This window comes from Streptomyces durmitorensis, from assembly GCF_023498005.1.
GTDB classification, from domain to species: domain Bacteria; phylum Actinomycetota; class Actinomycetes; order Streptomycetales; family Streptomycetaceae; genus Streptomyces; species Streptomyces durmitorensis.
In genome coordinates, this window is sequence record NZ_CP097289.1 from 1081382 (window position 1) to 1102286 (window position 20905).

Genomic DNA, 20905 nt, shown 5'->3' on the forward strand with positions numbered 1-20905 from the left:
CGGCGTGCCAAGCCTCGCCCCCGCCGGCCGGCCGGCGGCGCTGCTCTGGCGCGCGGCCCTGGCCGCCGCGCTGCTGTGCGTGATCGGCCTGCTGCCCTGGCTCTCGCACACCGACCCGGCGCTCACCGTGCTCAAGGCGCGGTCGGCGGAGCGCACCCCCACGCCCGAGGTCCTGGACGCGATCCGTGCCGACATCGGCCTGGACCAGGGGCCGTTGCACCTGCTCGGGCAGTGGACCAGCGGGCTGCTGCACGGGGATGCCGGTCGGTCGTGGATCTCCGGTGATGCCGTACTGCCCTCCGTGGTGCAGTCCCTGGGCGTCTCGTTGCTCCTGATGTCCGTGGCGCTCGCGGTGGCCGTCGTCACGGCAGGCGCGGTGTGCGCCCGCACGCTGTGGCTCGGCTCGCGGCGCCGTCTCACCGGGCGCCGCAACCCGGGCAGCGGCGCGGCGGTCCTCGCCGCGCTGCCCGAGTTCCTGACCGCCTCGGTGCTCGCCACCGTGATCGGCGTGCACCTGGGCTGGCTGCCCGCCCTCGGCTGGTACGGGCCGCAGTGGCTGGTGCTGCCCGCGGTCTCGCTCGGCCTGCCCGCCGGCGCACTGCTCGGGCGGCTCCTCGACGACCTGCTGCCCGGCGCCTTCGCCGAACCGTGGGCGCGGGCCGCCGCGGCCCGCGGCATCCCGAGCGGGCGCATCGCGTGCCACGCGCTGCGCCGCTGCGTCCCCGGCCTGCTGCCGAACCTCGGCCTGTTCGTCGTGGGCCTGACCGGTGGCGCGGTCGCCGTGGAGCAGGTCTTCGACATTCCCGGGCTCGGCCGCTCCACCCTCCAGGCCGCCGTGGCGCAGGATCTGCCCGTCCTCCAGGCCGGGGCGCTCGCGCTCGTACTGCTCGCCGCCGTGGCGGGCGGCCTCTTCCGCCTCGCCGCTCGCCTCACGAGCGGTCCCGCCCTGCGCGACGGCGCGCTGCCGACCCTGCACAGCCCGGCCCCGCCCGCGCCCAGCCGACTGCCGCTCCTGTACGGCGGGCTGCTCCTGGGCGTCATCCTGCTCAGCCTGGCCCGCGATCCCCTCGCCCTGGACACCGCGGCCCGGCTCCAAGCGCCGTCCTGGGCGCACCCGTTCGGCACGGACGCCCTGGGCCGCGACGTCCTTGCCCGGGTCGGGCACGGCGCGCTGCACACACTCTCCCTGGCCCTGGGCATCAGCGCCTTCGCCCTGGTGACCGGTGTGCTTCTCGGGCTCCTGCCCCGGTTCTCCGGTCCACTCCTCGACACGCTCAACGCCATCCCGCCGACCCTCGCGGGCCTCCTCGTCGCCGGTGTCGCGGGCAGCGGTGCGGCCACGCCCGCGATCGCGGTGGCCGCCGTCGCCTGGGTCCCCCTGGCCGCCCACACCGCCGCCCTGCTCCTCCAGGAGCGCGCCACCCTCCACCTGACGGCGACCCGGAGTCTGGGCGCGGGCCGCCTGCATCAGCTCCGGCACCATCTGCTGCCCGCGGTCCTGCCGCCCGTCGCCCGCCACGCGCTGCTGCGGCTTCCCGGCGTCGCGCTCGCCCTGGCCGCCCTCGGCTTCCTCGGCCTCGGCGCCCAGCCCCCGTCCCCCGAGTGGGGCCTGCTCCTCGCCGAGAACCAGCCCTACGCCGAACGCGCCCCCTGGGCACTGCTCGCCCCGGCAGCGGCGCTCGCCCTCCTCGGGGCCCTCGCGGTGACGTCGGCGGGCGGCGTGCCGGTTCCCCGGTGGCTGCGGCGCGGACGCCGGTCCGACGATCCGCCCCTCGTGGACGAAGCGCCGCCCCCGAAGCGGGAGTTGACCACGGCAGGGACGGGCTCCCGATGAGCGTTCGACGTCAACTGCCCCTGCCCGCACGGCTGCGCACCCGCCCCGGGAAGCAATCACCCCGCGAACGGACCTGGCCGCACCTGTCCCCGCTCCTGCGCCTGCTGATCCTGACCCAACTCGCCTTCAACGTCGGCTTCTTCGCCGTGCTGCCCTTCCTGGCCGAGCACCTCGGCGCGGCGATCGGCATGGCGGGCTGACTGGTCGGGCTCGTCCTCGGGCTTCGGACGTTCAGCCAGCAGGGGCTCTTCGTCGTGGGCGGCGCCCTGACCGACCGGTACGGCGTACGGCCGGTCGTGCTCACCGGGTGCGTGCTGCGGATCGCCGGTTTCGCCTGGCTCGGCTTCGCGCGGCAGACCTGGGCGGTCATCGGCGCCGTACTCCTGATCGGGTTCGCCGCGGCCCTGTTCTCCCCCGCCGTGGAGTCCGAGGTCGCCCGGCAGGCGGTGCTCTGGGAGGAGGAAGGCCACGGCCCGCGCACCCGCGTCCTGGCCCTGCTCACCGTGGCGGGCCAGGCCGGCGCGTTCCTCGGTCCGCTCATCGGCGCGCTGCTGCTCTCCGTCGACTTCCGCGCCGTCTGCCTGGCCGGGGCCGGGGTCTTCGTCCTTGTCCTGGCCGGGCACCTGTGGCTGCTGCCCCAGCGGATCCCCGGGCGGGAGCGGATCCGCGTACGAGGAGGCATGGGCGAGCTGCTGCGCAACCGCCGCTTCCTGGCGGTGTGCTGTGCCTACGGCGCCTATCTCCTGGCGTACAACCAGCTCTATCTCGCCCTCCCGCAGGAGGTGGAGCGCGCGGCCGGGTCACAGGCGCCGCTGGCCTGGCTCTTCGCCCTGTCCTCGCTGCTCGTGGTGGCCACGCAGCTTCCGGTCACGCACTGGGCCGCGGGCCGGCTCGACGAGCGGCGCTCCATGGCGGCCGGGCTCGTGCTCGTGTCCGCCGGGTTCGCCGTCGTGGCCCTCGCGCGCCCGGCCGCCTGGACCGGCGCTGCCGGGCTGCTGCCCGCCGCCGCCTTCGTCGTCCTGCTCACGCTCGGCCAGATGCTGGTCGCCCCGGCCGCGCGCGCCTGGGTCCCCGATCTGACGCGCGACGGCAGGCTGGGCCTCTACACCGGCGCCCTGTCCTCGGTCTCCGGTCTGATCGTCCTCGCGGGCAGCGCCGCGACCGGCTCGCTGCTCGACGCGGGGCTCCCGCCCTCGGTGCCGTGGCTCGCGCTCGCCGCGGTCCCGCTCCTCGCCGTGGCGCTGCTGCCCCGCCGCACCCCTGCTCCCGGTGCGTCAGCCGGCTGACGCACCGGGCATCGCCGGGGCCGTGAGGGCCGCCAACTCCTCGGGGGTGCGCGGCCCTTCGCCCGCGACGTCGAGCAGCCCCTTGGTCCGCAGCAGCTCCGATACGGCGATCCCCCAGGGCAGGCGAAGGCCCGCCTGCGCCAGGAGGTCGCGGTGGGCCAGCATCTGCGCGACCGGTCCCGTACGCACCCCCGAGGGTGTGAGCAGCGCCGCGTCGTCGGCCCAGCGGAGGGCCAGATCGACGTCGTGGGTGGCCATGACCACGGTCGTCCCCGCGTCCCGCAGGCCTTGCAGGGTGTCCAGGAGGCGCTCTTGGCCGTCGGGGTCGAGCCCCGCCGTCGGCTCGTCGAGGATCAGTACGCGCGGCCGCATCGCCACGGCGCCGGCGATGGCCGTCCGCTTCCGCTGGCCGTAGGAGAGCAGATGCGTCGGCCGGTCCGCCAGGGCGCTGATGTCGAGCGCGGCGAGCGCCTCGGCGACCCGCGCCCGGACCTCGGCGTCGGAAAGACCCAGGTTCAGCGGCCCGAAGGACACGTCCTGCTCGACCGAGGCCGCGAACAGCTGGTCGTCCGGGTCCTGGACGACCAGCTGCACGGTGGTGCGCAGCCGGGTCAGACCCTTGCGGTCGTACGTCACGGGGGTGCCCCCGAGCGTCAATCCGCCCTGGTCCGGGCGGAGTCCGCCGCTCAGCAGCCGCATGAGGGTGGTCTTGCCGCTGCCGTTGCGGCCGAGGAGCGCAAGCGCGCGCCCCTCGGTGACGTCGAAGTCCAGGCCGCTGAGCACGGTGGGCCCTTCTTCGTACGCGTAGGAAGCGGCGCGCAGAGCGACCAGGGTCTCGCTCGCCTCTCGCTCGCGAGGAGCGCTCGGCTCGCTCATGGAAGAAGCCTTTCCAGTACGAGGGTGAGGGCCACCAGGCCCGTGAGGAGTACCGCGCTGACGGCCACGAAGCCCCGGGAGACCCTGGCGTCGGGCACGAGCACCCGCAGGGTTCCGTCGTAGCCACGCCCGGCGAGCCCGGCCTGCAATCGCGTCGCCCGGTCGAAGGCCCGCACGAACGCGGTGGCGCCGAGGCCGCCGAGGGAGCGCCAGGTGGCGGCCCGGGTGGTGTGGCCGAGGCGCGCGGCCTGCGCCTGCCGGATCCTGCTCATGGAGTCCAGGAGCAGGAAGCTCATGCGGTACATGACCAGGGCGACGTCCACGACCGGCGCCGGTACGCCCGCCTTCACCAGGCGGGGCAGCAGATCCGACATCGGTGTGGTGAAGGCGAAGAGCAGGACACCGAGCGAGGCCGCCGAGGTGCGCAGGAGCAGACCGCCGGCCCGCGCGGGGCCGCCGTCGGCCAGCGTGACGAACCCTTCGGGCCCGCCGAGTTGCACGATCAGGGTCAGGGCGCCGGTGACGCAGAAGCCGAGCGGCACGCGGTAGGCGCGCCACAGTTTGCGCGGCGGCACACCGGCGGGCCCGAGCAGCACGACGAGCGCGGCGACCAGGACCAGGGCGGCACCCGGCCAGGGCGGCAGGGAGACGGCAAGGACGGTGAGGCCGAGCCCGAGCACGGCCTTGTCCACGGGATGGCGGCGGCGCCAGCGACTGCTGTGCGCCGCCGCGTCGATGGGGAGCACGCCGGGTCAGACCTGCTCGGTCTCTGGCCGGGCGCCCTCCGCATCGGTTGTCTGCTCCGTGGGGGCGGATGCGGGGGCGGGTGCGGGTGCGGGTGCCTCCTGCGACCGTGCGATCTCCGCGCCCTGCCTGCGTCCCTTGCGCAGACCGAAGTAGTACGCGAGGACGCCCGCGCCCAGCGCCGCCTGCAGGGCGAAGAGCGCCGACTCGACCTCCCCGGAGGGGGGTTCGTACAGCGGCGAGAACCAGGGTTCGTAGTCCGGATTGATCTCGGTGATCGCGGTCTCGGCCTGGGCGTCGGCCCCGGCGAACGGCTCCTTCTCGTCGTCGCCGAGACCGAGCGCCAACGGCAGTACCGCGAGCGCGGCGACGATGAGGAGCAGCAGAGTGTTGATCTTCGCGTTCCGGCTCATCAGGCGCTGGCCCCCGTCTCCGTCGTCGTCTTCTCCGTCGCCGCGGTCTCCTCCGTCGTCGCGGTCTTCTCCGTCGTCGCCGTCTCCGTCGCCTTGGTGGCCGACCGCTTGCCCTGGAGGAGCACGCCGAGCCGCGTCAGCTCACCCTTGCTGGACTGCACGAGCAGCCGCATCACGATGACGGTGAGCAGTCCCTCGCTGACGGCCAGGGGGATCTGCGTGACGGCGAAGATGCCGCCGAACTTGCCCAGGGCGCCGATGAATCCGCTGCTGGGGTCGGGGAACGCCATGGCCAGCTGGACGCTGGTGACGCAGTACGTGGACAGGTCGGCGACGAACGCGCCGAAGAACACGGCGACCATGAGCGGCACGTCGTACCGCTTCAGGAGCCGGTAGACGGCGTATCCGGCCCATGGCCCGACGATCGCCATGGAGAACACGTTGGCGCCGAGCGTGGTGAGCCCGCCGTGGGCGAGCAGCAGGGCCTGGAACAGCAGGGTGATGGTGCCGAGCACCGTCATGATCGGCGGCCGGAACAGGATCGCGCCGAGCCCGGTTCCCGTCGGGTGCGAGCAACTGCCCGTGACGGAAGGGATTTTGAGTGCGGAAAGGACAAATGTGAAGGCACCGGAGGCTCCCAGGAGCAGGGTGCTCTCCGGGTGCTCCTTGACCTCACGGGTCAGGGAGCGGACTCCGTGGACGACGAACGGCGCGGACGCTACGCCCCAGGCGATCGCGTGCGCCGGTGGGAGGAAACCCTCGGCTATGTGCATGGCTAAGCAGACCCTCTCCAGCACCTCGTGGATGGACAACGTGCCTTGGCCGGTCTCCTGGCTGACGGGTCGTACCGACCGGACTCCGCCTTCCCGGGTGCGTGAGCACCCAGTGGCTGCCGCGAGGGCTGGAGCCGGACTTCCCGATCACAGTGGCGAGGGCCGCACCGGCATCACACCGGATTTCCCGTTCACCAAGGCGTGGTGACCTTAGTGCGCGACCGAGATTCCTGACAACTTGCGGGACCACCGCAGCTGTGGCACGCGCGAGCGCACACGACCAGGGCGTACGCCCCTGGTCAGCCCCTGTGCCCGGTGCGTGCACACCTGGCGCGCGCCACGCCTTCTTCGGGCGTCGGGGAGCGGGTGGAGGGTCAAGAGTGCGTGAAGCCGGGCTGTCGCTTCTCGACGAAGGCGGCCATCCCCTCCTTCTGGTCCGCGGTCGCGAACACGGCGTGGAAAAGGCGGCGTTCGAAGCGGACGCCCTCCGCGAGGGTCGTCTCGAAGGCGCGTGACACCGCCTCCTTCGCCATCATCGCGACGGGCAGGGACATCCCCGCGACGGTCTCGGCGACGGCGAGTGCCTCGCCGACGAGATCACCGGCGGGCACCACCCGGGAGACGAGCCCGGCCCGCTCAGCCTCGTCGGCGTCCATGGTCCTGCCGGTCAGACACATCTCCATGGCCTTGGCCTTCCCCACCGCTCGGGTCAGCCGCTGCGAGCCGCCGATGCCGGGGATGACGCCCAGTTTGATCTCGGGCTGTCCGAACACGGCGGTGTCGGCGGCCAGCAGGATGTCGCACAGCATGGCCAGCTCGCAGCCTCCGCCGAGCGCGTAACCAGAGACGGCCGCGACCGTCGGCGTGCGCAGCGCCCCGAGCCGGTCCCAGGCGGTGAACCAGTCGCTGAGGTACATGTCCATGTAGCTCTGGGGCCGCATCTCCTTGATGTCGGCCCCGGCGGCGAACGCCTTCGGTGATCCGGTGAGGACGATGCAGCCGATGCCCGGGTCCCGGTCCAGGTCAGCCGTCGCGGCGACGATCTCGTTCATCACTTGGAGGTTGAGTGCGTTCAGGGACTTGGGGCGGTCGAGCGTGAGCAGCGCGGTGCGGCCTTTCCGCTCGATGCGGATCGTCTCGTACGACTCCGTGGCCTCAGCCGTCTCCGCGGTCTCCGCGGTCTCCGTGGTCTCCGTGGTCTCCGTGGTCATGCGTCGTCCCCGTCCCCTGCCTTGTGGTGCCTGATGGTGTTGACGATCCCGGAGAAGTCCTGGTCCGCTCCGGCTCCCTGCGCGTAAGTGGCGTACAACTCAGCCGCCTTGAGGCCGAGTTGGGCGTCGATCCCACTGGCTGCAAGGGCGTTGGCCGCCAGGCCGAGGTCCTTGGCCATCAGCGGGGCGGCGAACCCGGGGCGGTAGTCGCGGTTGGCGGGGCTGCCCGGGACGGGGCCCGGCACCGGACAGTTGACGGTCAGGGCCCAGCACTGGCCGGACGCGGTCGACGCCACGTCGAACAGGGCCTGAGGGGAGAGGCCGAGGCTCTCGCCGAGTACGAACGCCTCGCTCACCGCGATCATCGAGACCCCGAGGATCATGTTGTTGCAGATCTTCGCGGCCTGACCCGCGCCGGGCCCGCCGCAGTGCACCGCCTTCCTGCCCATGACCGTCAGGAGCGGCTCGGCCTCGGCGAACTCGGCTTCGCCGCCGCCCGCCATGAAGGTGAGCGTGCCGGCCTCGGCGCCCACCACTCCCCCGGAGACCGGGGCGTCCAGCGTCCGCATCCCGGCCGCGACCGCAGCCTCGTGCGCGCTGCGCGCGTCGGCCACGTCGATGGTCGAGCAGTCGATGAACAGCGTGCCCGGCCGCGCGGCGGCCAGGAGCCCCTCCTCGCGGTAGAGGCCGAGCACGTGCCGTCCCGCGGGCAGCATGGTGATCACCACGTCCGCCGCCGCTGCGGCCCGTGCCGATGATCCGGCCGCCTCCACGCCGTTCTCGACGGCCGCGGTGAGCAGGTCGGGCATCAGGTCGTGGCCGAGGACGCGATGCCCCGCCCCGGCGAGGTTGGCGGCCATCGGACCGCCCATGTGACCTAGGCCGATGAATCCGATCGTGCGCTTGCCGTTCACCACGCCACCTCCTGTGGGGCCGAGGCCAGGTCGAGTTCGCCTCCGGCGGGCGGGGCGAAGTAGCGCTCCACGTCCGCGCCGCCGACCTCGGCCAGGGTGGCCGGGGCCCAGCGGGGGCTGCGGTCCTTGTCGATGACCTGGGCGCGGATCCCCTCGGCCAGGTCGTGCGAGGCGAGCGCGGCGCAGGAGATCCGGTACTCCTGCTCCAGGACGCGCTCCAACGGGCCGAGCCGCCGTGCGCAGCGCAGTGCGGCGAGCGTGACCTTCAGGGCGGTGGGCGACTTGGCGGCGAGGGTGTCGGCCGCCTCCGCGGCGGCGCGTGCTCCATGGCCGCGCAGCCGGGCGAAGATCTCCTCCACCGTGCCGGCGGCGTAGCAGTCGTCGATCCAGGAGCGATGCCCGGCCAGCTCACCGTGCGGCACCTGGCGCACGTAAGGCCGGAGCGCGTCCCACACCGGTCGCGCGGCGAGGTCGTCGAGGAGCCGGGGCAGGTCCCCGCTGGGCACGAAATGGTCGGCGAGCCCGCAGAGCAAGGCGTCGCCCGCGCCGATCTGTGCGCCGGTGAGCGCCAGATGGGTGCCCAGTTCACCGGGCGCGAGGGCCAGCAGGTAGGTGCCGCCCACATCGGGCGCGAAGCCGATGCCGGTCTCCGGCATCGCGATGCGGGAGCGCTCGGTGACGATGCGGACGTCGCCGTGCGCGGAGACACCGACGCCGCCGCCCATCACGATCCCGTCCATCAGGGCGACGTACGGCTTGGGGTAGCGGGCGATGCGGGCGTTGAGCCGGTACTCGTCGCGCCAGAAGTCGGCGGATGCGGTCGTCCCGGCGCGCGCGTCCTCGTAGATGGAGCGGATGTCGCCGCCCGCGCACAGGCCGCGTCCGCCCGCGCCTTGGATGATCACGGTCTGTACGTCCGGGTCGTCCTCCCAGGCGGTGAGCGCCTCGTCGACGCGCCGCACCATGGCGTGAGTGAGGGCGTTGAGGGCCTGGGGCCGGTTGAGCGTGAGGTGGGCCGCGTGGCCCTCGGTACGGAGCAGGACGAAGTCCTCGGCCGCGGTCACCGCAGCGGCTCCGTCAGGCCTCGGGCCACGATGACGCGCATGATCTCGTTGGTTCCTTCCAGGATCTGGTGGACGCGGAGGTCGCGGACGATCTTCTCGATGCCGTACTCGTTCAAGTAGCCGTAGCCTCCGTGGAGTTGCAGGGCACGATCGGCGACGGAGTAGCCGGTGTCGGTGGCGAAGCGTTTGGCCATCGCGCACAGCTGCGGCGCCTGTGGGTCCCGGCGGTCCAGGGCCTGGGCGGCCTGGTGGACCAGGGCGCGGGCGGCGGCGAGTTCGGTCGCCATGTCGGCGAGGCGGAACTGCAGGCCCTGCGCGTCGAGGAGCCGGGCGCCGAAGGCCTCCCGGTCGGCGAGGTACGACAGGCTCTTGTTGAGGGCGCTGCGGGCGCCGCCCAGGGAGCAGGCGGCGATGCCGAGCCTGCCGCCGTTCAGGCCGCTCATGGCGATGCGGAAGCCGTCGCCCACAGGGCCGAGCAGCCGGTCGGCGGGCACCCGCACGCCGTCGAGGACGACCTGCCGGGTGGGCTGGGCGTTCCAGCCCATCTTCTTCTCGTTGGGGCCGAACGAGAGCCCGGGATCGTCTCGTTCGACGACGAACGCGGAGATCCCGCGGGGCCCTTCTGCGTCGGTGCGCGCCATGACGACGTACACCTGCGCGGCGCCCGCACCGGAGATGAACTGCTTGACCCCGCTCAGGACATAGTCGTCGCCGTCGCGCACGGCCCGGGTGCGCAGGGAACCGGCATCCGATCCGGCGCCCGGTTCGGTGAGGCAGTAGCTGCCGAGATCGTCCATGGAGCACAGGCGGGGCAGCCACCGTGCCCGTTGCTCCTGGTCGCCGTAGGTGTCGATCATCCAGGCGACCATGTTGTGGATGGAGAGGTAGCCCGCGATGGACGGGCAGCCGGAGGCGAGTGCCTCGAAGACGAGGACACCGTCGGCCCGGGTCAGACCGCTGCCGCCCGCGTCCTCCCGTACGTACACGCCGCCGAGCCCGAGCCCGGCCGCCTTGCGCAGTACGTCGAGGGGGAAGTGCTTGTCCTGGTCCCACTGCACGGCGCGGGGGGCCAGATGGTCCTCCGCGAAGTCGAGCGTGGTCTCGACGAGGGCCTGTTGGTCCTGGCTGAGCGAGGTGGTGGTCATGGCGCTCATCCCATGGTGGGCAGGGTGAAGCTCGCGCCTTCCCTGGCCCCCGAGGGCCAGCGCGAGGTGACGGTCTTGGTGCGGGTGTAGAAGCGGATGGCGTCCGGGCCGTGCTGGTTGAGGTCGCCGAAGCCGGAGCGCTTCCAGCCGCCGAAGGTGTGGTAGGCCACGGGGACCGGGATGGGGACGTTGACGCCGACCATTCCGGTGTCGACCCGGCGGGTGAAGTCGCGGGCGGTGTCGCCGTCCCTGGTGAAGATCGCGACCCCGTTTCCGTACGGGTGCTCGCTGGGCAGGCGCAGGGCCTGCTCGTAGTCGGCGGCCCGTACGACGCACAGGACGGGGCCGAAGATCTCCTCGCGGTAGATCCGCATCCGCGGGCTGACCCGGTCGAAGAGCGAGGCTCCGGCGAAGAAGCCGTTCTCGTGGTCCGCCAGGGTGAATTGCCGCCCGTCGACGACGAGTTCGGCTCCTTCGTTGACGCCGATGTCCACGTAGCGACGGACCCGGTCGCGTGCGTCCCTGCTCACCAGCGGGCCGAAGTCGGCTTCCGGATCGTCGCTGCGGCCGATGCGCAGCGTGCCGATGCGTTCCTTGAGTGCGGCGACCAGCCGGTCGGCGGTCTCCTCGCCGACGGGCACGGCCACCGAGATGGCCATGCAGCGCTCGCCCGCCGAGCCGTATCCGGCGCCGATGAGCGCGTCGACGGCCTGGTCGAGGTCGGCGTCCGGCATGACGATCATGTGGTTCTTGGCGCCGCCGAAGCACTGGGCACGCTTGCCGTGCGCGGCCGCGGTGGCGTAGATGTGCGCAGCGATCGGCGTGGAGCCGACGAAGCCGAGCGCGCCGACCCGGGGGTCCTCCAGGAGCGTGTCGACCGCCTCCTTGCCACCGTTGACGACGTTCAGGACGCCGGGCGGCAGACCGGCCTCCAGTAACAGTTCGGCGAGGCGCAGGGGCACGGACGGGTCGCGCTCGGACGGCTTCAGGATGAAGGCGTTGCCGCAGGCGAGCGCGGGCGCGGCCTTCCACAGCGGGATCATCGCGGGGAAGTTGAACGGGGTGATCCCGGCGACCACACCGATCGGGGAGCGCAGCGAGTGCACGTCGATCCCGGTGCCCGCGTTGTCGGTGAACTCGCCCTTGAGCAGATGAGGGATTCCCGCGGCGAACTCCACGACTTCCAGGCCGCGTTGGAGGTCGCCGTGCGCGTCGGCCACGGTCTTGCCGTGCTCGGCGGACAGCATCCGTGCCAGGGAGTCGCGTTCCGCTTCGACGAGCTGGAGGAAGCGCAGCAGGACACGGGCGCGACGCTGTGGGTTCCAACTGCCCCACTCCCGCTGGGCGGTGACCGCGTCGGCGATCGCCGTCTCGGTGTCGGCCCGCCCCGCGAGCGGTACGCGGGCCTGGACGGTGCCGGTGTTGGGGTCGTACACGTCGCCGAAGAGGCCCGACGTGCCGGCGGTGTGCTTGCCGCCGATGAAATGGGTGAGTTCACGGACCATGGGTGCCTGCTCTCGTCAGGTGAGATCCGGGGACGGCACGGCGAGCCGCCGGCGGGGCGCACGGGTGTGTGCGCTGCCGGTGCGAGCCGTGGGACAGCGGACGTCGGGACCGTCAGGCGTGGATCGGGACCGCCTGGGGTCGCGAAGTCCTATGAGCGCGTGCTGAGTTGCGTGCGCTCCGCCGGATCACCAGGGTCGTGGGTACGGACCGGTGCCATGCGTGTCTGCTCCATCCTCGTGGACAACACGGAACATTCCGCGGCCGGTATCCTGACTCCCGGATCTGCGCGCGCCGCCCGCCTTCCCGGCAGACCTCGCCAGTGGCGTGTGGATGACAGCACACTCCCCGGTCACAGTGGCGGGACCGTGCCGGATTCACACCGACTTCCCTGCACCGCGGACCTTGTGCCACGAACATATAGTTGGACGTCCTAGTAAGTCCACCCCCCTCGGCCCGCCCCTCAGTCGGCCCGCCCCTCAGTCGGCGCGCGCCTCCTCCCCGGCCACGGGGTAGGGCACGAAGGTGCTGCTGTTCTCGTCGATCGCGAGGCGCCGGTCCAGCGGGGGAACCGCCCGCTGGGGGCAGTCGGTGCGTTCGCACAGGCGGCAGCCCATGCCGATGGGCACGGCGGACGAGGCGCTGTCGAGGTCGAGGCCGTCCGAGTAGACGAGCCGTGCGGCGTGGCGGATCTCGCAGCCGAGGCCGATGGCGAACGTCTTGCCGGGCTCGCCCCAGCCGCCGCGGTGCCGGGTGACCGCACGGGCGGTCCACAGGAAACGCTGGCCGTCCGGCATGGACGCGACCTGGACATGGATGCGGCCGGGCGCGGCGAACGCCTCGTACACGTTCCACAGCGGGCAGGTGCCGCCCGCGCGGGAGAAGTGGAACGCGGTGGCGGACTGCCGCTTCGACATGTTGCCCGCCCGGTCGACCCGGACGAAGGAGAAGGGCACGCCGCGCAGCCGGGAGCGCTGCAGGGTGCTGAGCCGGTGGCAGATCGTCTCGTAGCCCAGGCCGAAATGGTCGGTGAGCCGCTCGATGTCGTAGCGGAACTCCTCCGCGGCCGCGTGGAAGCGGCGGTAGGGCAGGATCAGCGCGGCCGCGAAGTAGTTGGCGATCCCGATGCGGGCCAGCGGCCAGGCCGCGGCCTCCTGACCGAAGTCCTCCGACGCGAGGGCGGAGACCTCGTCCGCGTACTCCAGGAGCGCGAGCTGGGTGGCCATCCGGAACGCCTGCTGGCCGGGGCGCAGCCGGTTGGAGAGGTGCAGGACCCGGGCCGTCGGGTCGTAGTGGTGCAGGAGTCGGTCGGCGTCCGCGGCCAGGCGCACCCCGTGGCGCTCGGCGAGGCGCGCGGACAGGGCGCGTACGACCTCACCGGGACGTACACCGATCTCGGCTGCGAACTGTTCGGCGGCGAGATCGATGTCGTGCAGGTAGTTCTGGCGCCGGTAGAAGAACTCGCGGATCTCCTCGTGCGCGGAACGGGGCTGCGCCACCGCTGCCGGACCGCGCCCCTCCGCGGCCTCGGAGAGCTGTTCGGTGAGGTGCTGGTTCCGGCGGCCGAGGTCCACCAGGACCGTCGCCACTGCGGGCATGCGCGATGCCAGGTCCGAGAGGTCGGAGGCGGACACCCGGCCCGCCGAGACCTCGCCGGTCAGGGCGTCCCGCAGGTCGGCCACCAGACGGCTGGTGTCGCGCGCGGAGAAGAAGCCCGGGTCGACGCCGAACGCCTCCGTGAGCCGCAGCAGCACGGGCACGGTCAGCGGCCGGGAGTCGTGTTCCATCTGGTTCAGATAGCTCGGCGAGATGGCCAGGGCACGGGCCAGGTCGGCCTGGCTCATGCGGCGCTCCTCCCGCAGCCGTCGCAGCCGCGTTCCCGCGTACGTCTTGCTCACCCGTGGCTCCTGCCCGTCCGGTCACGATCGTCGGCACTGCCCGTGATGGTAGCCACGCGGACGAGAACTGCGGGCTTAACAAGATTGGCAAAACGGCGAAGGAAGATGCGCAGAACTTGGCATCTTTCCCCGCTTGTTGGCACTGAGTGCCGATGCCAGAGTCGTACCGCGGCCCGCCGGACTCCGTCGGGCGGATCGGAAACGGGGCACGACTCAATGCCCTGACGTCGGTGATCCCGACCCTTCCGCCCGGCTCGGCGGCATTGCTCGGATCGCTCACCACGGAGCTGGCGGGCCGCACTCTCAATACGTCCGGCACTCTGTGCCATTGATTCGCACAGTTCACGATTTCCTTAGTTCACGAGTTCCCAGGAGACGGTCATGGCACAGGCAGGGACGACGACGGCAACGGCCCAGGAGCTTGCTCAGCGGTGGGCTACCGACGCCCGCTGGAACGGGATCGAGCGCACCTACACCGCCGACGACGTGGTCAGGCTCTCCGGCAGCGTCCGCGAGGAGCACACCCTCGCCCGGCGCGGCGCCGAGCGGCTGTGGCGGCAGCTGCACGAGCAGGACTACATCCACGCGCTCGGCGCCCTGACCGGCGGCCAGGCGGTCCAGCAGGTCAAGGCCGGCCTTCAGGCGATCTACCTGTCCGGCTGGCAGGTGGCCGCCGACGCCAACCAGGCCGGGCACACCTACCCCGACCAGTCGCTCTACCCGGCCAACTCGGTGCCGCAGGTGATCCGTCGGATCAACAACGCGCTGCTGCGCGCCGACCAGATCGCCACCGCCGAGGGCGGCGAGGACACCACCGACTGGCTCGCGCCGATCGTCGCCGACGCCGAGGCGGGCTTCGGCGGACCGCTCAACGCCTTCGAGCTGACCAAGGCGATGATCGCCGCGGGCGCCGCCGGTATCCACTACGAGGACCAGCTGGCCTCCGAGAAGAAGTGCGGCCACCTGGGCGGAAAGGTCCTCGTGCCCACCGGCCAGCACATCCGCACCCTCAACGCCGCCCGCCTGGCCGCCGACATCGCCGATGTGCCGACGCTGATCGTGGCCCGCACCGACGCCCTCGCGGCGAACCTGCTGACCAGCGATGTCGACGAGCGCGACGCGCGGTTCGTCACGGGCGAGCGCACCGCCGAGGGCTTCTACCGGGTGCAGAACGGCATGGCGCCCGTCATCGCCCGCGGCCTCGCCTACGCCCCGTACGCGGACCTCATCTGGGTCGAGACCGGCACCCCTGACCTCGCGCAGGCCCGTGAGTTCGCCGAGGCCATCCACGCCGAGCACCCCGACCAGATGCTCGCCTACAACTGCTCGCCCTCGTTCAACTGGCGTGCCGCCCTGGACGACGACCAGATCGCCAAGTTCCAGCGCGAGCTGGGCGCCATGGGCTACCGCTTCCAGTTCATCACCCTGGCCGGCTTCCACTCCCTCAACCACGGCATGTTCGACCTGGCCCGCGGCTACGCCGAGCACGGCATGACCGCCTATGTCGACCTCCAGGAGCGCGAGTTCGCCGCGCAGGCGCAGGGCTTCACCGCCGTCAGGCACCAGCGCGAGGTCGGCACCGGCTACTTCGACCAGGTGTCCACCGCCGTCAACCCCGCCTCCTCGACGACGGCGCTGTCCGGTTCCACCGAGGAAGAGCAGTTCCACTAGACGCTTCACTGGATCACCGCCATCTCATCCGCGGGCCGGTGGGGGCTTGGCGCGCAGCTCCCCGCGCCCCTTACGGGGCCTCCACCGTCCCGTAGATCCGTACCCCCCTGTTGAGGAGACCGCATGCCCCTCTCCGCTCCGACCCGCCGTGCCCGGGTCCTCGGCTCACCGGCCGACCGGCACGACGAGATCCTCACCCCCGAGGCCCTGGAGTTCGTCGGCCGACTCGTCGACGCCTTCGCCGAACGCCGCCTGGAGATCCTCAAGGAGCGCATGCGGGTGGCGGCCCGCCTCGCTTCCGGCTCCCCGCTCGACTTCTCCATCGCCACTGCCCGCATACGGGCGGACGACTCCTGGCAGGTGGCGCCCCCCGCGCCCGGCCTGACCGACCGCCGCGTGGAGATCACGGGACCGCCGGAGCGCGGCATGGCGGTCAACGCCCTCAACTCCGGTGCGCAGGTGTGGATGGCGGACTTCGAGGACGCCACCTCGCCCACCTGGGACAACATCGTCGGCGGTCACCTGAACCTGCTCGACGCCATCGAGCGCAGGATCGACTTCAGCACACCGGAGGGCAAGCGTTACCGGCTCGGCGAGCAGGTCGCGACCATCGTCGTCCGCCCGCGCGGCTGGCACCTGACCGAGGAGCACCTGCTGATCGACGGGCGGCCCGCGCCCGCATCGCTCGTGGACTTCGGGCTCTACTTCTTCCACTGCGCCCAGCGGCAGATCGACGCCGGACACGGCCCGTACTTCTACCTTCCGAAGCTGGAGAACCGCGACGAGGCCCGGCTGTGGAACGACGTGTTCGTGCTCGCCCAGGACCTCCTCGGCATCCCCCGCGGCACGATCCGCGCCACCGTCCTGATCGAGACCATCACGGCGGCCTTCCAGATGGAGGAGATCCTCTACGAGCTCCGCGAGCACAGCTCCGGCCTCAACGCGGGCCGCTGGGACTACCTCTTCAGCCTCATCAAGACCTTCGGCCACCGCACCGACTTCCTGCTGCCCGACCGGGCGAAGGTCACCATGACGGCCCCCTTCATGCGCGCGTACACCGAACTCCTCGTCCGCACCTGCCACAAGCGCGGCGCCCACGCCATCGGCGGCATGGCCGCCCACGTTCCCGGCAAGGACCCGGACGCCCACCAGGCGGCCCTCGCCACGGTGCGGCTCGACAAGGAGCGCGAGGCCGAGGACGGTTTCGACGGCTCCTGGGTCGCCCACCCCGCCCTTGTGCCCGTCTGCCGCGCGGTGTTCGACGGGGTGCTCGACACGCGCCCGCATCAGATCGACCGCACCCGCGACGACGTCGAGGTGACGGCGGCCCGGCTGCTCTCCGTGCGCCGCATCAGCGCGCCACCGACGTCCGAGGGCGTACGCACCAACATCGCTGTCGCCCTGCGCTACTTCGCCGCGTGGCTGCACGGGCAGGGAGCCGTCGACCTGTACGGGCTGATGGAGGACGCCGCCACCGCCGAGATCGCCCGGGTGCAGATCTGGCAGTGGCTGCGCCACCGGGTCGTGGATCGCGCGACGGTCCTCGAACTGGTGGAGGACGAGCTCGCCGCCCTGGGCGCGGAGTACCCGTGGGCCCCTCTCGACGAAGTCCGTGGCCTCTTCGAACGGACAGCCCTGGCACGGGAGTTGCCCGCGTTCTTCACCACGGATGCCTACAGCCGTCACCTCGTGCGCCGCCCGGAGGGACAGTCATGACCATGGCCATCCGGCGGGTCGGTGTGGTGGGCGGGGGCCAGATGGGCGCCGGGATCGCCGAGGTGTGTGCCCGCGCCGGCCTGGACACCGTGGTCTGCGAGGCCGACGCCCTCGCCGCACGCGCCGCCGCCGAGCGGGTCACCGTGTCGCTCGAACGCGCCGTCCAGCGCGGCAAGTTGGACCGCATCGGCGCCGAGGACGCGCTGGCCCGCATGGTCTTCACCGGCAGCCTCGACGACCTGGCCGACCGCCAGCTCGTCGTCGAGGCCGTCGTGGAGGACACTGCGGCCAAGACGGAGATCTTCACCACCCTGGACAAGGTCGTCGAGGACCCCGAAGCGATCCTGGCCACCAACACCTCCTCCATCCCGGTCATGCGTCTGGGGATGGCGACCCGGCGTGCCGACCGTGTCCTCGGGCTGCACTTCTTCAACCCCGCCCCCGTGCTTCCCCTGGTCGAGGTCGTGTCCTCGCTGCACACGGCCGCACGGACCGTCGCCGCCGTCGAGGACTTCGCCACGCACACCCTGGGCAAGACGGTCGTACGGTCCCAGGACAGAGCGGGCTTCGTCGTGAACGCGCTGCTCGTCCCCTACCTCCTCTCGGCGATCCGGATGACCGAGTCCGGCTTCGCCACGCCCGCCGACGTGGACGCGGGCATGGAGCTGGGCTGCGCCCACCCGATGGGGCCGCTGAAGCTGGCGGACCTGATCGGCCTCGACACGGTCGCCTCCATCGCGGCATCGCTCTACGAAGAGTTCAAGGAACCCCTGTACGCCCCGCCGCCGCTGCTCCAGCGCATGGTGGAGGCGGGGCTGCTCGGCCGCAAGAGCGGCCGCGGGTTCCACACCTACGACCGGGGCTGAGGGGCCCGGGTCCGCCGCCGGGCCGAGGGGCCCGCGGCTGCTGTGAGCGGGCGCGCGGAACAGAGTGGTGATCTGTTCCGCGCGCCCTCATGTGCTGATCCAGGTCCCCGCACGTGTGGATCCGGGTGGGGTCCGTGTCTCACCTCACGGTCCGAAATGTGATCAGTACTGCCCAGGAGGCCGAACACCCTCTAGCCTGACCTGTGCAGCTGGTTCGCCCTGTCCGCCAGGCAGACGCGTCGTAAGAGGGAACCCGGTGGGAATCCGGGACTGCCCCGCAGCGGTGAGTGGGAACGACCGCCGTCATACGCACTGGATCCGAGCGCGGATCCGGGAAGCGACGGCCAGTAGGAACCTGCCTCGGCAGGTGTGCCCGCGAGTCCGAAGACCTGCCCGTTGCCCGTACGTGACCCCTCACGTACGGACATCCCGGTGACCTCGTGGGCGGGTCGGCGTCAGATCAGGTGGAGCACCGTGCCGCGGGCACGCGTTCGGTCCATCCGGTTCGTCATCCCTTCGCGTCCGTGTCCCGTCCCGGGATCTCAGGAGTCATCTCGCGAAGGAGATTTCCGTGACAGCGAAGCCCGCAGCCGCGGCAGCACGGGCCACCGTGTACGGCTACCCCCGCCAGGGCCCCAACCGGGAACTGAAGAAGGCCGTCGAGGGTTACTGGAAGGGCCGCGTCACCGCAGACGCCCTCCGGGACACCGCGGCGCAACTGCGCCGGTCCACCTGGCAGCACCTGGCCGACGCAGGCATCCACGAAGTGCCGACCGGCGACTTCTCGTACTACGACCACGTCCTGGACACCAGCGTCATGGTCGGCGCCGTCCCCCAGCGGCACCGCGAGGCCGTCGAAACCGACGCGCTCGACGGCTATTTCGCGATGGCTCGCGGCACGCAGGACGTGGCGCCCCTTGAGATGACCAAGTGGTTCGACACCAACTACCACTACCTCGTGCCGGAGCTCGGCCCCGACACCGTCTTCACCGCCGACTCCGCCAAGCAGGTCGCCGAGCTGACGGAGGCCATCGCGCTCGGCCTCGTGGCCCGGCCGGTGCTCGTCGGCCCGGTCACCTATCTGCTGCTCGCCAAGCCCGCGCCCGGCGTGGCCGCCGACTTCGAGCCGCTCACCCTCCTGGACCGCCTGCTGCCCGTCTACGCCGAGGTCCTCGCCGACCTGCGCGCCGCGGGCGCCGAGTGGGTGCAGCTCGACGAGCCCGCCCTGGTCCAGGACCGCACCCCGGCCGAGCTCAACGCCGCCACCCGCGCCTACCGCGATCTCGGTGCGCTCACCGACCGCCCTCAGCTCGTCGTCGGCTCGTACTTCGGCAGGCTCGGCGACGCGCTTCCGGTGCTCGCCAAGGCGCCGGTCGAGGGCCTCGCCCTGGACTTCACCGAGGCTGCCGCGAGCCAGCTGGAGGATCTCGCCGCCGTCGGCGGGCTGCCCGGCAAGCGTCTGGTCGCGGGCGTCGTCAACGGCCGCAACATCTGGATCAACGACCTGGAGAAGTCCCTCAGCACACTGGGCACGCTTCTGGGCCTCGCAGACCGGGTCGACGTCTCCGCGTCCTGCTCCCTGCTTCACGTCCCGCTGGACGCCACCGCCGAACGGGACATCGACCCGCAGATCGCCCGCTGGCTGGCCTTCGCCCACCAGAAGACCGCCGAGATCGCCACGCTGGCCCGCGGCCTGGCCCAGGGCACGGGCGCCATCACGGCCGAACTGTCCGCCAACCGCGCCGGCCTGGCGTCCCGCTCGGGCTCGGCCCTCACCCACGACCCGGCCGTACGCTCCCGCGTCGCCGCGATCACCGGCGCCGACGCCCGCCGCGCCCACGCCTACCCGGAGCGTGCGGCGGCCCAGCGGACCCGGCTCGGCCTTCCGCAGCTGCCCACGACCACCATCGGCTCCTTCCCCCAGACCACCGAACTGCGCACGGCACGCGCCGACTTGCGTGCGGGCCGTCTCGACACGTCCGGCTACGAGGAGCGCATCAAGAACGAGATCCGCGAGGTCCTCGCCTTCCAGGAGAAGGCGGGCATCGACGTCCTGGTGCACGGCGAGCCCGAACGCAACGACATGGTGCAGTACTTCGCCGAGCAGCTCACCGGCTACCTCGCCACGCAGCACGGCTGGGTCCAGTCGTACGGCACCCGCTATGTGCGCCCGCCGGTCCTGGCCGGCGACATCTCACGGCCCGAGCCGATGACGGTGCGGTGGACCTCGTACGCCAACTCCCTCACCGACCGCCCCGTCAAGGGCATGCTCACCGGTCCCGTCACCATGCTCGCCTGGTCCTTCGTCCGTGACGACCAGCCGCTCGGCGACACGGCCCGCCAGGTCGCGCTCGCCCTGCGCGACGAGGTCAACGACCTGGAGGCGGCGGGCACTTCGGCCATCCAGGTGGACGAGCCCGCGCTGCGCGAGACGCTGCCGCTGCGCGCCGCCGACCACCCGGCCTACCTGGACTGGGCCACGGAATCCTTCCGCCTCACCACCAGCGGCGTACGCCCGGACACGCAGATCCACACGCACATGTGCTACGCGGAGTTCGGCGACATCGTCCAGGCCATCGACGACCTCGACGCCGACGTCATCAGCCTGGAAGCCGCCCGCTCGCACATGCAGGTGGCCCGCGAACTGGCCGAGCACGGATACCCGCGCGAGGCGGGCCCCGGCGTCTACGACATCCACTCCCCCCGCGTACCGAGCACGGAGGAGGCAGCGACCCTGCTGCGCAAGGGACTTGAGGCCATCCCCGCCGAGCGGCTCTGGGTCAACCCCGACTGCGGCCTCAAGACCCGCGGCTGGCCCGAGACCAAGGCCTCCCTGGAGAACCTGGTCGCCGCCGCGCGCGAGGTGAGGGCGGAGCTGCCCGCGGGTTCCTGATCCGAACGCGCCTGCCGGGGCGGCCATTTGATGCCGAATGGCCGCCCGTGCCCTCGTCCGGCGCCATGATGGACACGCTGGCCGTTCCGTCACGGAGC

Annotated in this window: 15 protein-coding genes, 1 pseudogene and 3 riboswitches; of the genes and pseudogenes, 6 read left to right on the forward strand and 10 right to left on the reverse strand. The window is 72.0% G+C overall.

The window, feature by feature from the left end; translation table 11 throughout:
• Positions 1-4 precede the first annotated feature (4 nt).
• Both M4V62_RS05160 and M4V62_RS05165 read left to right on the forward strand, forming a co-directional pair.
• Positions 5-1834 (forward strand): ABC transporter permease subunit, encoded by a 1830-nt coding sequence (locus M4V62_RS05160; RefSeq protein ID WP_249586028.1) that lies wholly within the window; start codon positions 5-7, stop codon positions 1832-1834.
• Positions 1831-3120: pseudogene (locus M4V62_RS05165) on the forward strand (MDR family MFS transporter). Before M4V62_RS05160 ends, M4V62_RS05165 begins: the two are co-directional and overlap by 4 nt.
• Here the strand turns inward: M4V62_RS05165 and M4V62_RS05170 are convergent.
• From M4V62_RS05170 to M4V62_RS05215, 10 genes are all read right to left on the reverse strand, one after another.
• Entirely contained in the window at positions 3109-3996 is an 888-nt protein-coding gene (locus M4V62_RS05170; RefSeq protein WP_249586029.1) for an energy-coupling factor ABC transporter ATP-binding protein, read from the reverse strand. The pseudogene M4V62_RS05165 and the gene M4V62_RS05170 overlap by 12 nt on opposite strands.
• Positions 3993-4742, reverse strand: coding sequence for a cobalt ECF transporter T component CbiQ (gene cbiQ / locus M4V62_RS05175; RefSeq protein WP_249586030.1), 750 nt, complete (start codon positions 4740-4742; stop codon positions 3993-3995). Before cbiQ ends, M4V62_RS05170 begins: the two co-directional genes overlap by 4 nt.
• 6 nt (positions 4743-4748) lie before the next feature.
• Positions 4749-5153 carry an energy-coupling factor ABC transporter substrate-binding protein gene (locus M4V62_RS05180; protein ID WP_249586031.1) on the reverse strand — a complete coding sequence of 135 codons (405 nt, stop codon included), beginning with the start codon at positions 5151-5153 and terminating at the stop codon, positions 4749-4751.
• Positions 5153-5926, reverse strand: a complete 774-nt coding sequence (locus M4V62_RS05185; protein ID WP_249586032.1) for an energy-coupling factor ABC transporter permease — start codon at positions 5924-5926, stop codon at positions 5153-5155. Before M4V62_RS05185 ends, M4V62_RS05180 begins: the two co-directional genes overlap by 1 nt.
• A gap of 30 nt (positions 5927-5956) precedes the next feature.
• Positions 5957-6140, reverse strand: a riboswitch (cobalamin riboswitch).
• Between the two features lie 160 nt (positions 6141-6300).
• Positions 6301-7137: an enoyl-CoA hydratase gene (locus M4V62_RS05190; RefSeq protein ID WP_249586033.1), complete on the reverse strand. Its 837-nt coding sequence runs from the start codon at positions 7135-7137 to the stop codon at positions 6301-6303.
• Positions 7134-8009 carry a 3-hydroxyisobutyrate dehydrogenase gene (gene mmsB, locus M4V62_RS05195; RefSeq protein WP_249592694.1) on the reverse strand — a complete coding sequence of 292 codons (876 nt, stop codon included), beginning with the start codon at positions 8007-8009 and terminating at the stop codon, positions 7134-7136. Before mmsB ends, M4V62_RS05190 begins: the two co-directional genes overlap by 4 nt.
• 38 nt (positions 8010-8047) lie before the next feature.
• Positions 8048-9115, reverse strand: coding sequence for an enoyl-CoA hydratase/isomerase family protein (locus tag M4V62_RS05200; RefSeq protein WP_249586034.1), 1068 nt, complete (start codon positions 9113-9115; stop codon positions 8048-8050).
• On the reverse strand, positions 9112-10260 hold the full coding sequence (locus M4V62_RS05205; RefSeq protein ID WP_249586035.1) for an acyl-CoA dehydrogenase family protein: 1149 nt from the start codon (positions 10258-10260) through the stop codon (positions 9112-9114). The genes M4V62_RS05200 and M4V62_RS05205 overlap by 4 nt, the downstream gene beginning before the upstream one ends.
• Before the next feature lie 5 nt (positions 10261-10265).
• Complete coding sequence (locus M4V62_RS05210) at positions 10266-11765, reverse strand: CoA-acylating methylmalonate-semialdehyde dehydrogenase (protein WP_249586036.1); 1500 nt, start codon at positions 11763-11765, stop codon at positions 10266-10268.
• 243 nt (positions 11766-12008) lie between these two features.
• Positions 12009-12179, reverse strand: a riboswitch (cobalamin riboswitch).
• Positions 12180-12242: 63 nt separating this feature from the next.
• Positions 12243-13661, reverse strand: coding sequence for a short-chain fatty acyl-CoA regulator family protein (locus M4V62_RS05215; RefSeq protein ID WP_249586037.1), 1419 nt, complete (start codon positions 13659-13661; stop codon positions 12243-12245).
• A 381-nt stretch (positions 13662-14042) separates the two neighbouring features.
• On the opposite strand from M4V62_RS05215, the gene aceA reads away from it, so the two are divergent.
• From aceA to metE, 4 genes are all read left to right on the forward strand, one after another.
• On the forward strand, positions 14043-15332 hold the full coding sequence (gene aceA, locus M4V62_RS05220; RefSeq protein WP_249586038.1) for an isocitrate lyase: 1290 nt from the start codon (positions 14043-14045) through the stop codon (positions 15330-15332).
• Positions 15333-15455: 123 nt separating this feature from the next.
• Positions 15456-17048, forward strand: coding sequence for a malate synthase A (gene aceB / locus M4V62_RS05225; protein WP_249586039.1), 1593 nt, complete (start codon positions 15456-15458; stop codon positions 17046-17048).
• Complete coding sequence (locus tag M4V62_RS05230; RefSeq protein ID WP_249586040.1) at positions 17045-17914, forward strand: 3-hydroxybutyryl-CoA dehydrogenase; 870 nt, start codon at positions 17045-17047, stop codon at positions 17912-17914. The genes aceB and M4V62_RS05230 overlap by 4 nt, the downstream gene beginning before the upstream one ends.
• A gap of 193 nt (positions 17915-18107) precedes the next feature.
• Positions 18108-18325: riboswitch (cobalamin riboswitch) on the forward strand.
• Between the two features lie 160 nt (positions 18326-18485).
• The gene (metE, locus tag M4V62_RS05235; protein WP_249586041.1) at positions 18486-20807 is read left to right on the forward strand and encodes a 5-methyltetrahydropteroyltriglutamate--homocysteine S-methyltransferase; all 2322 of its coding nucleotides are present in this window, start codon (positions 18486-18488) and stop codon (positions 20805-20807) included.
• Positions 20808-20905 lie beyond the last annotated feature (98 nt).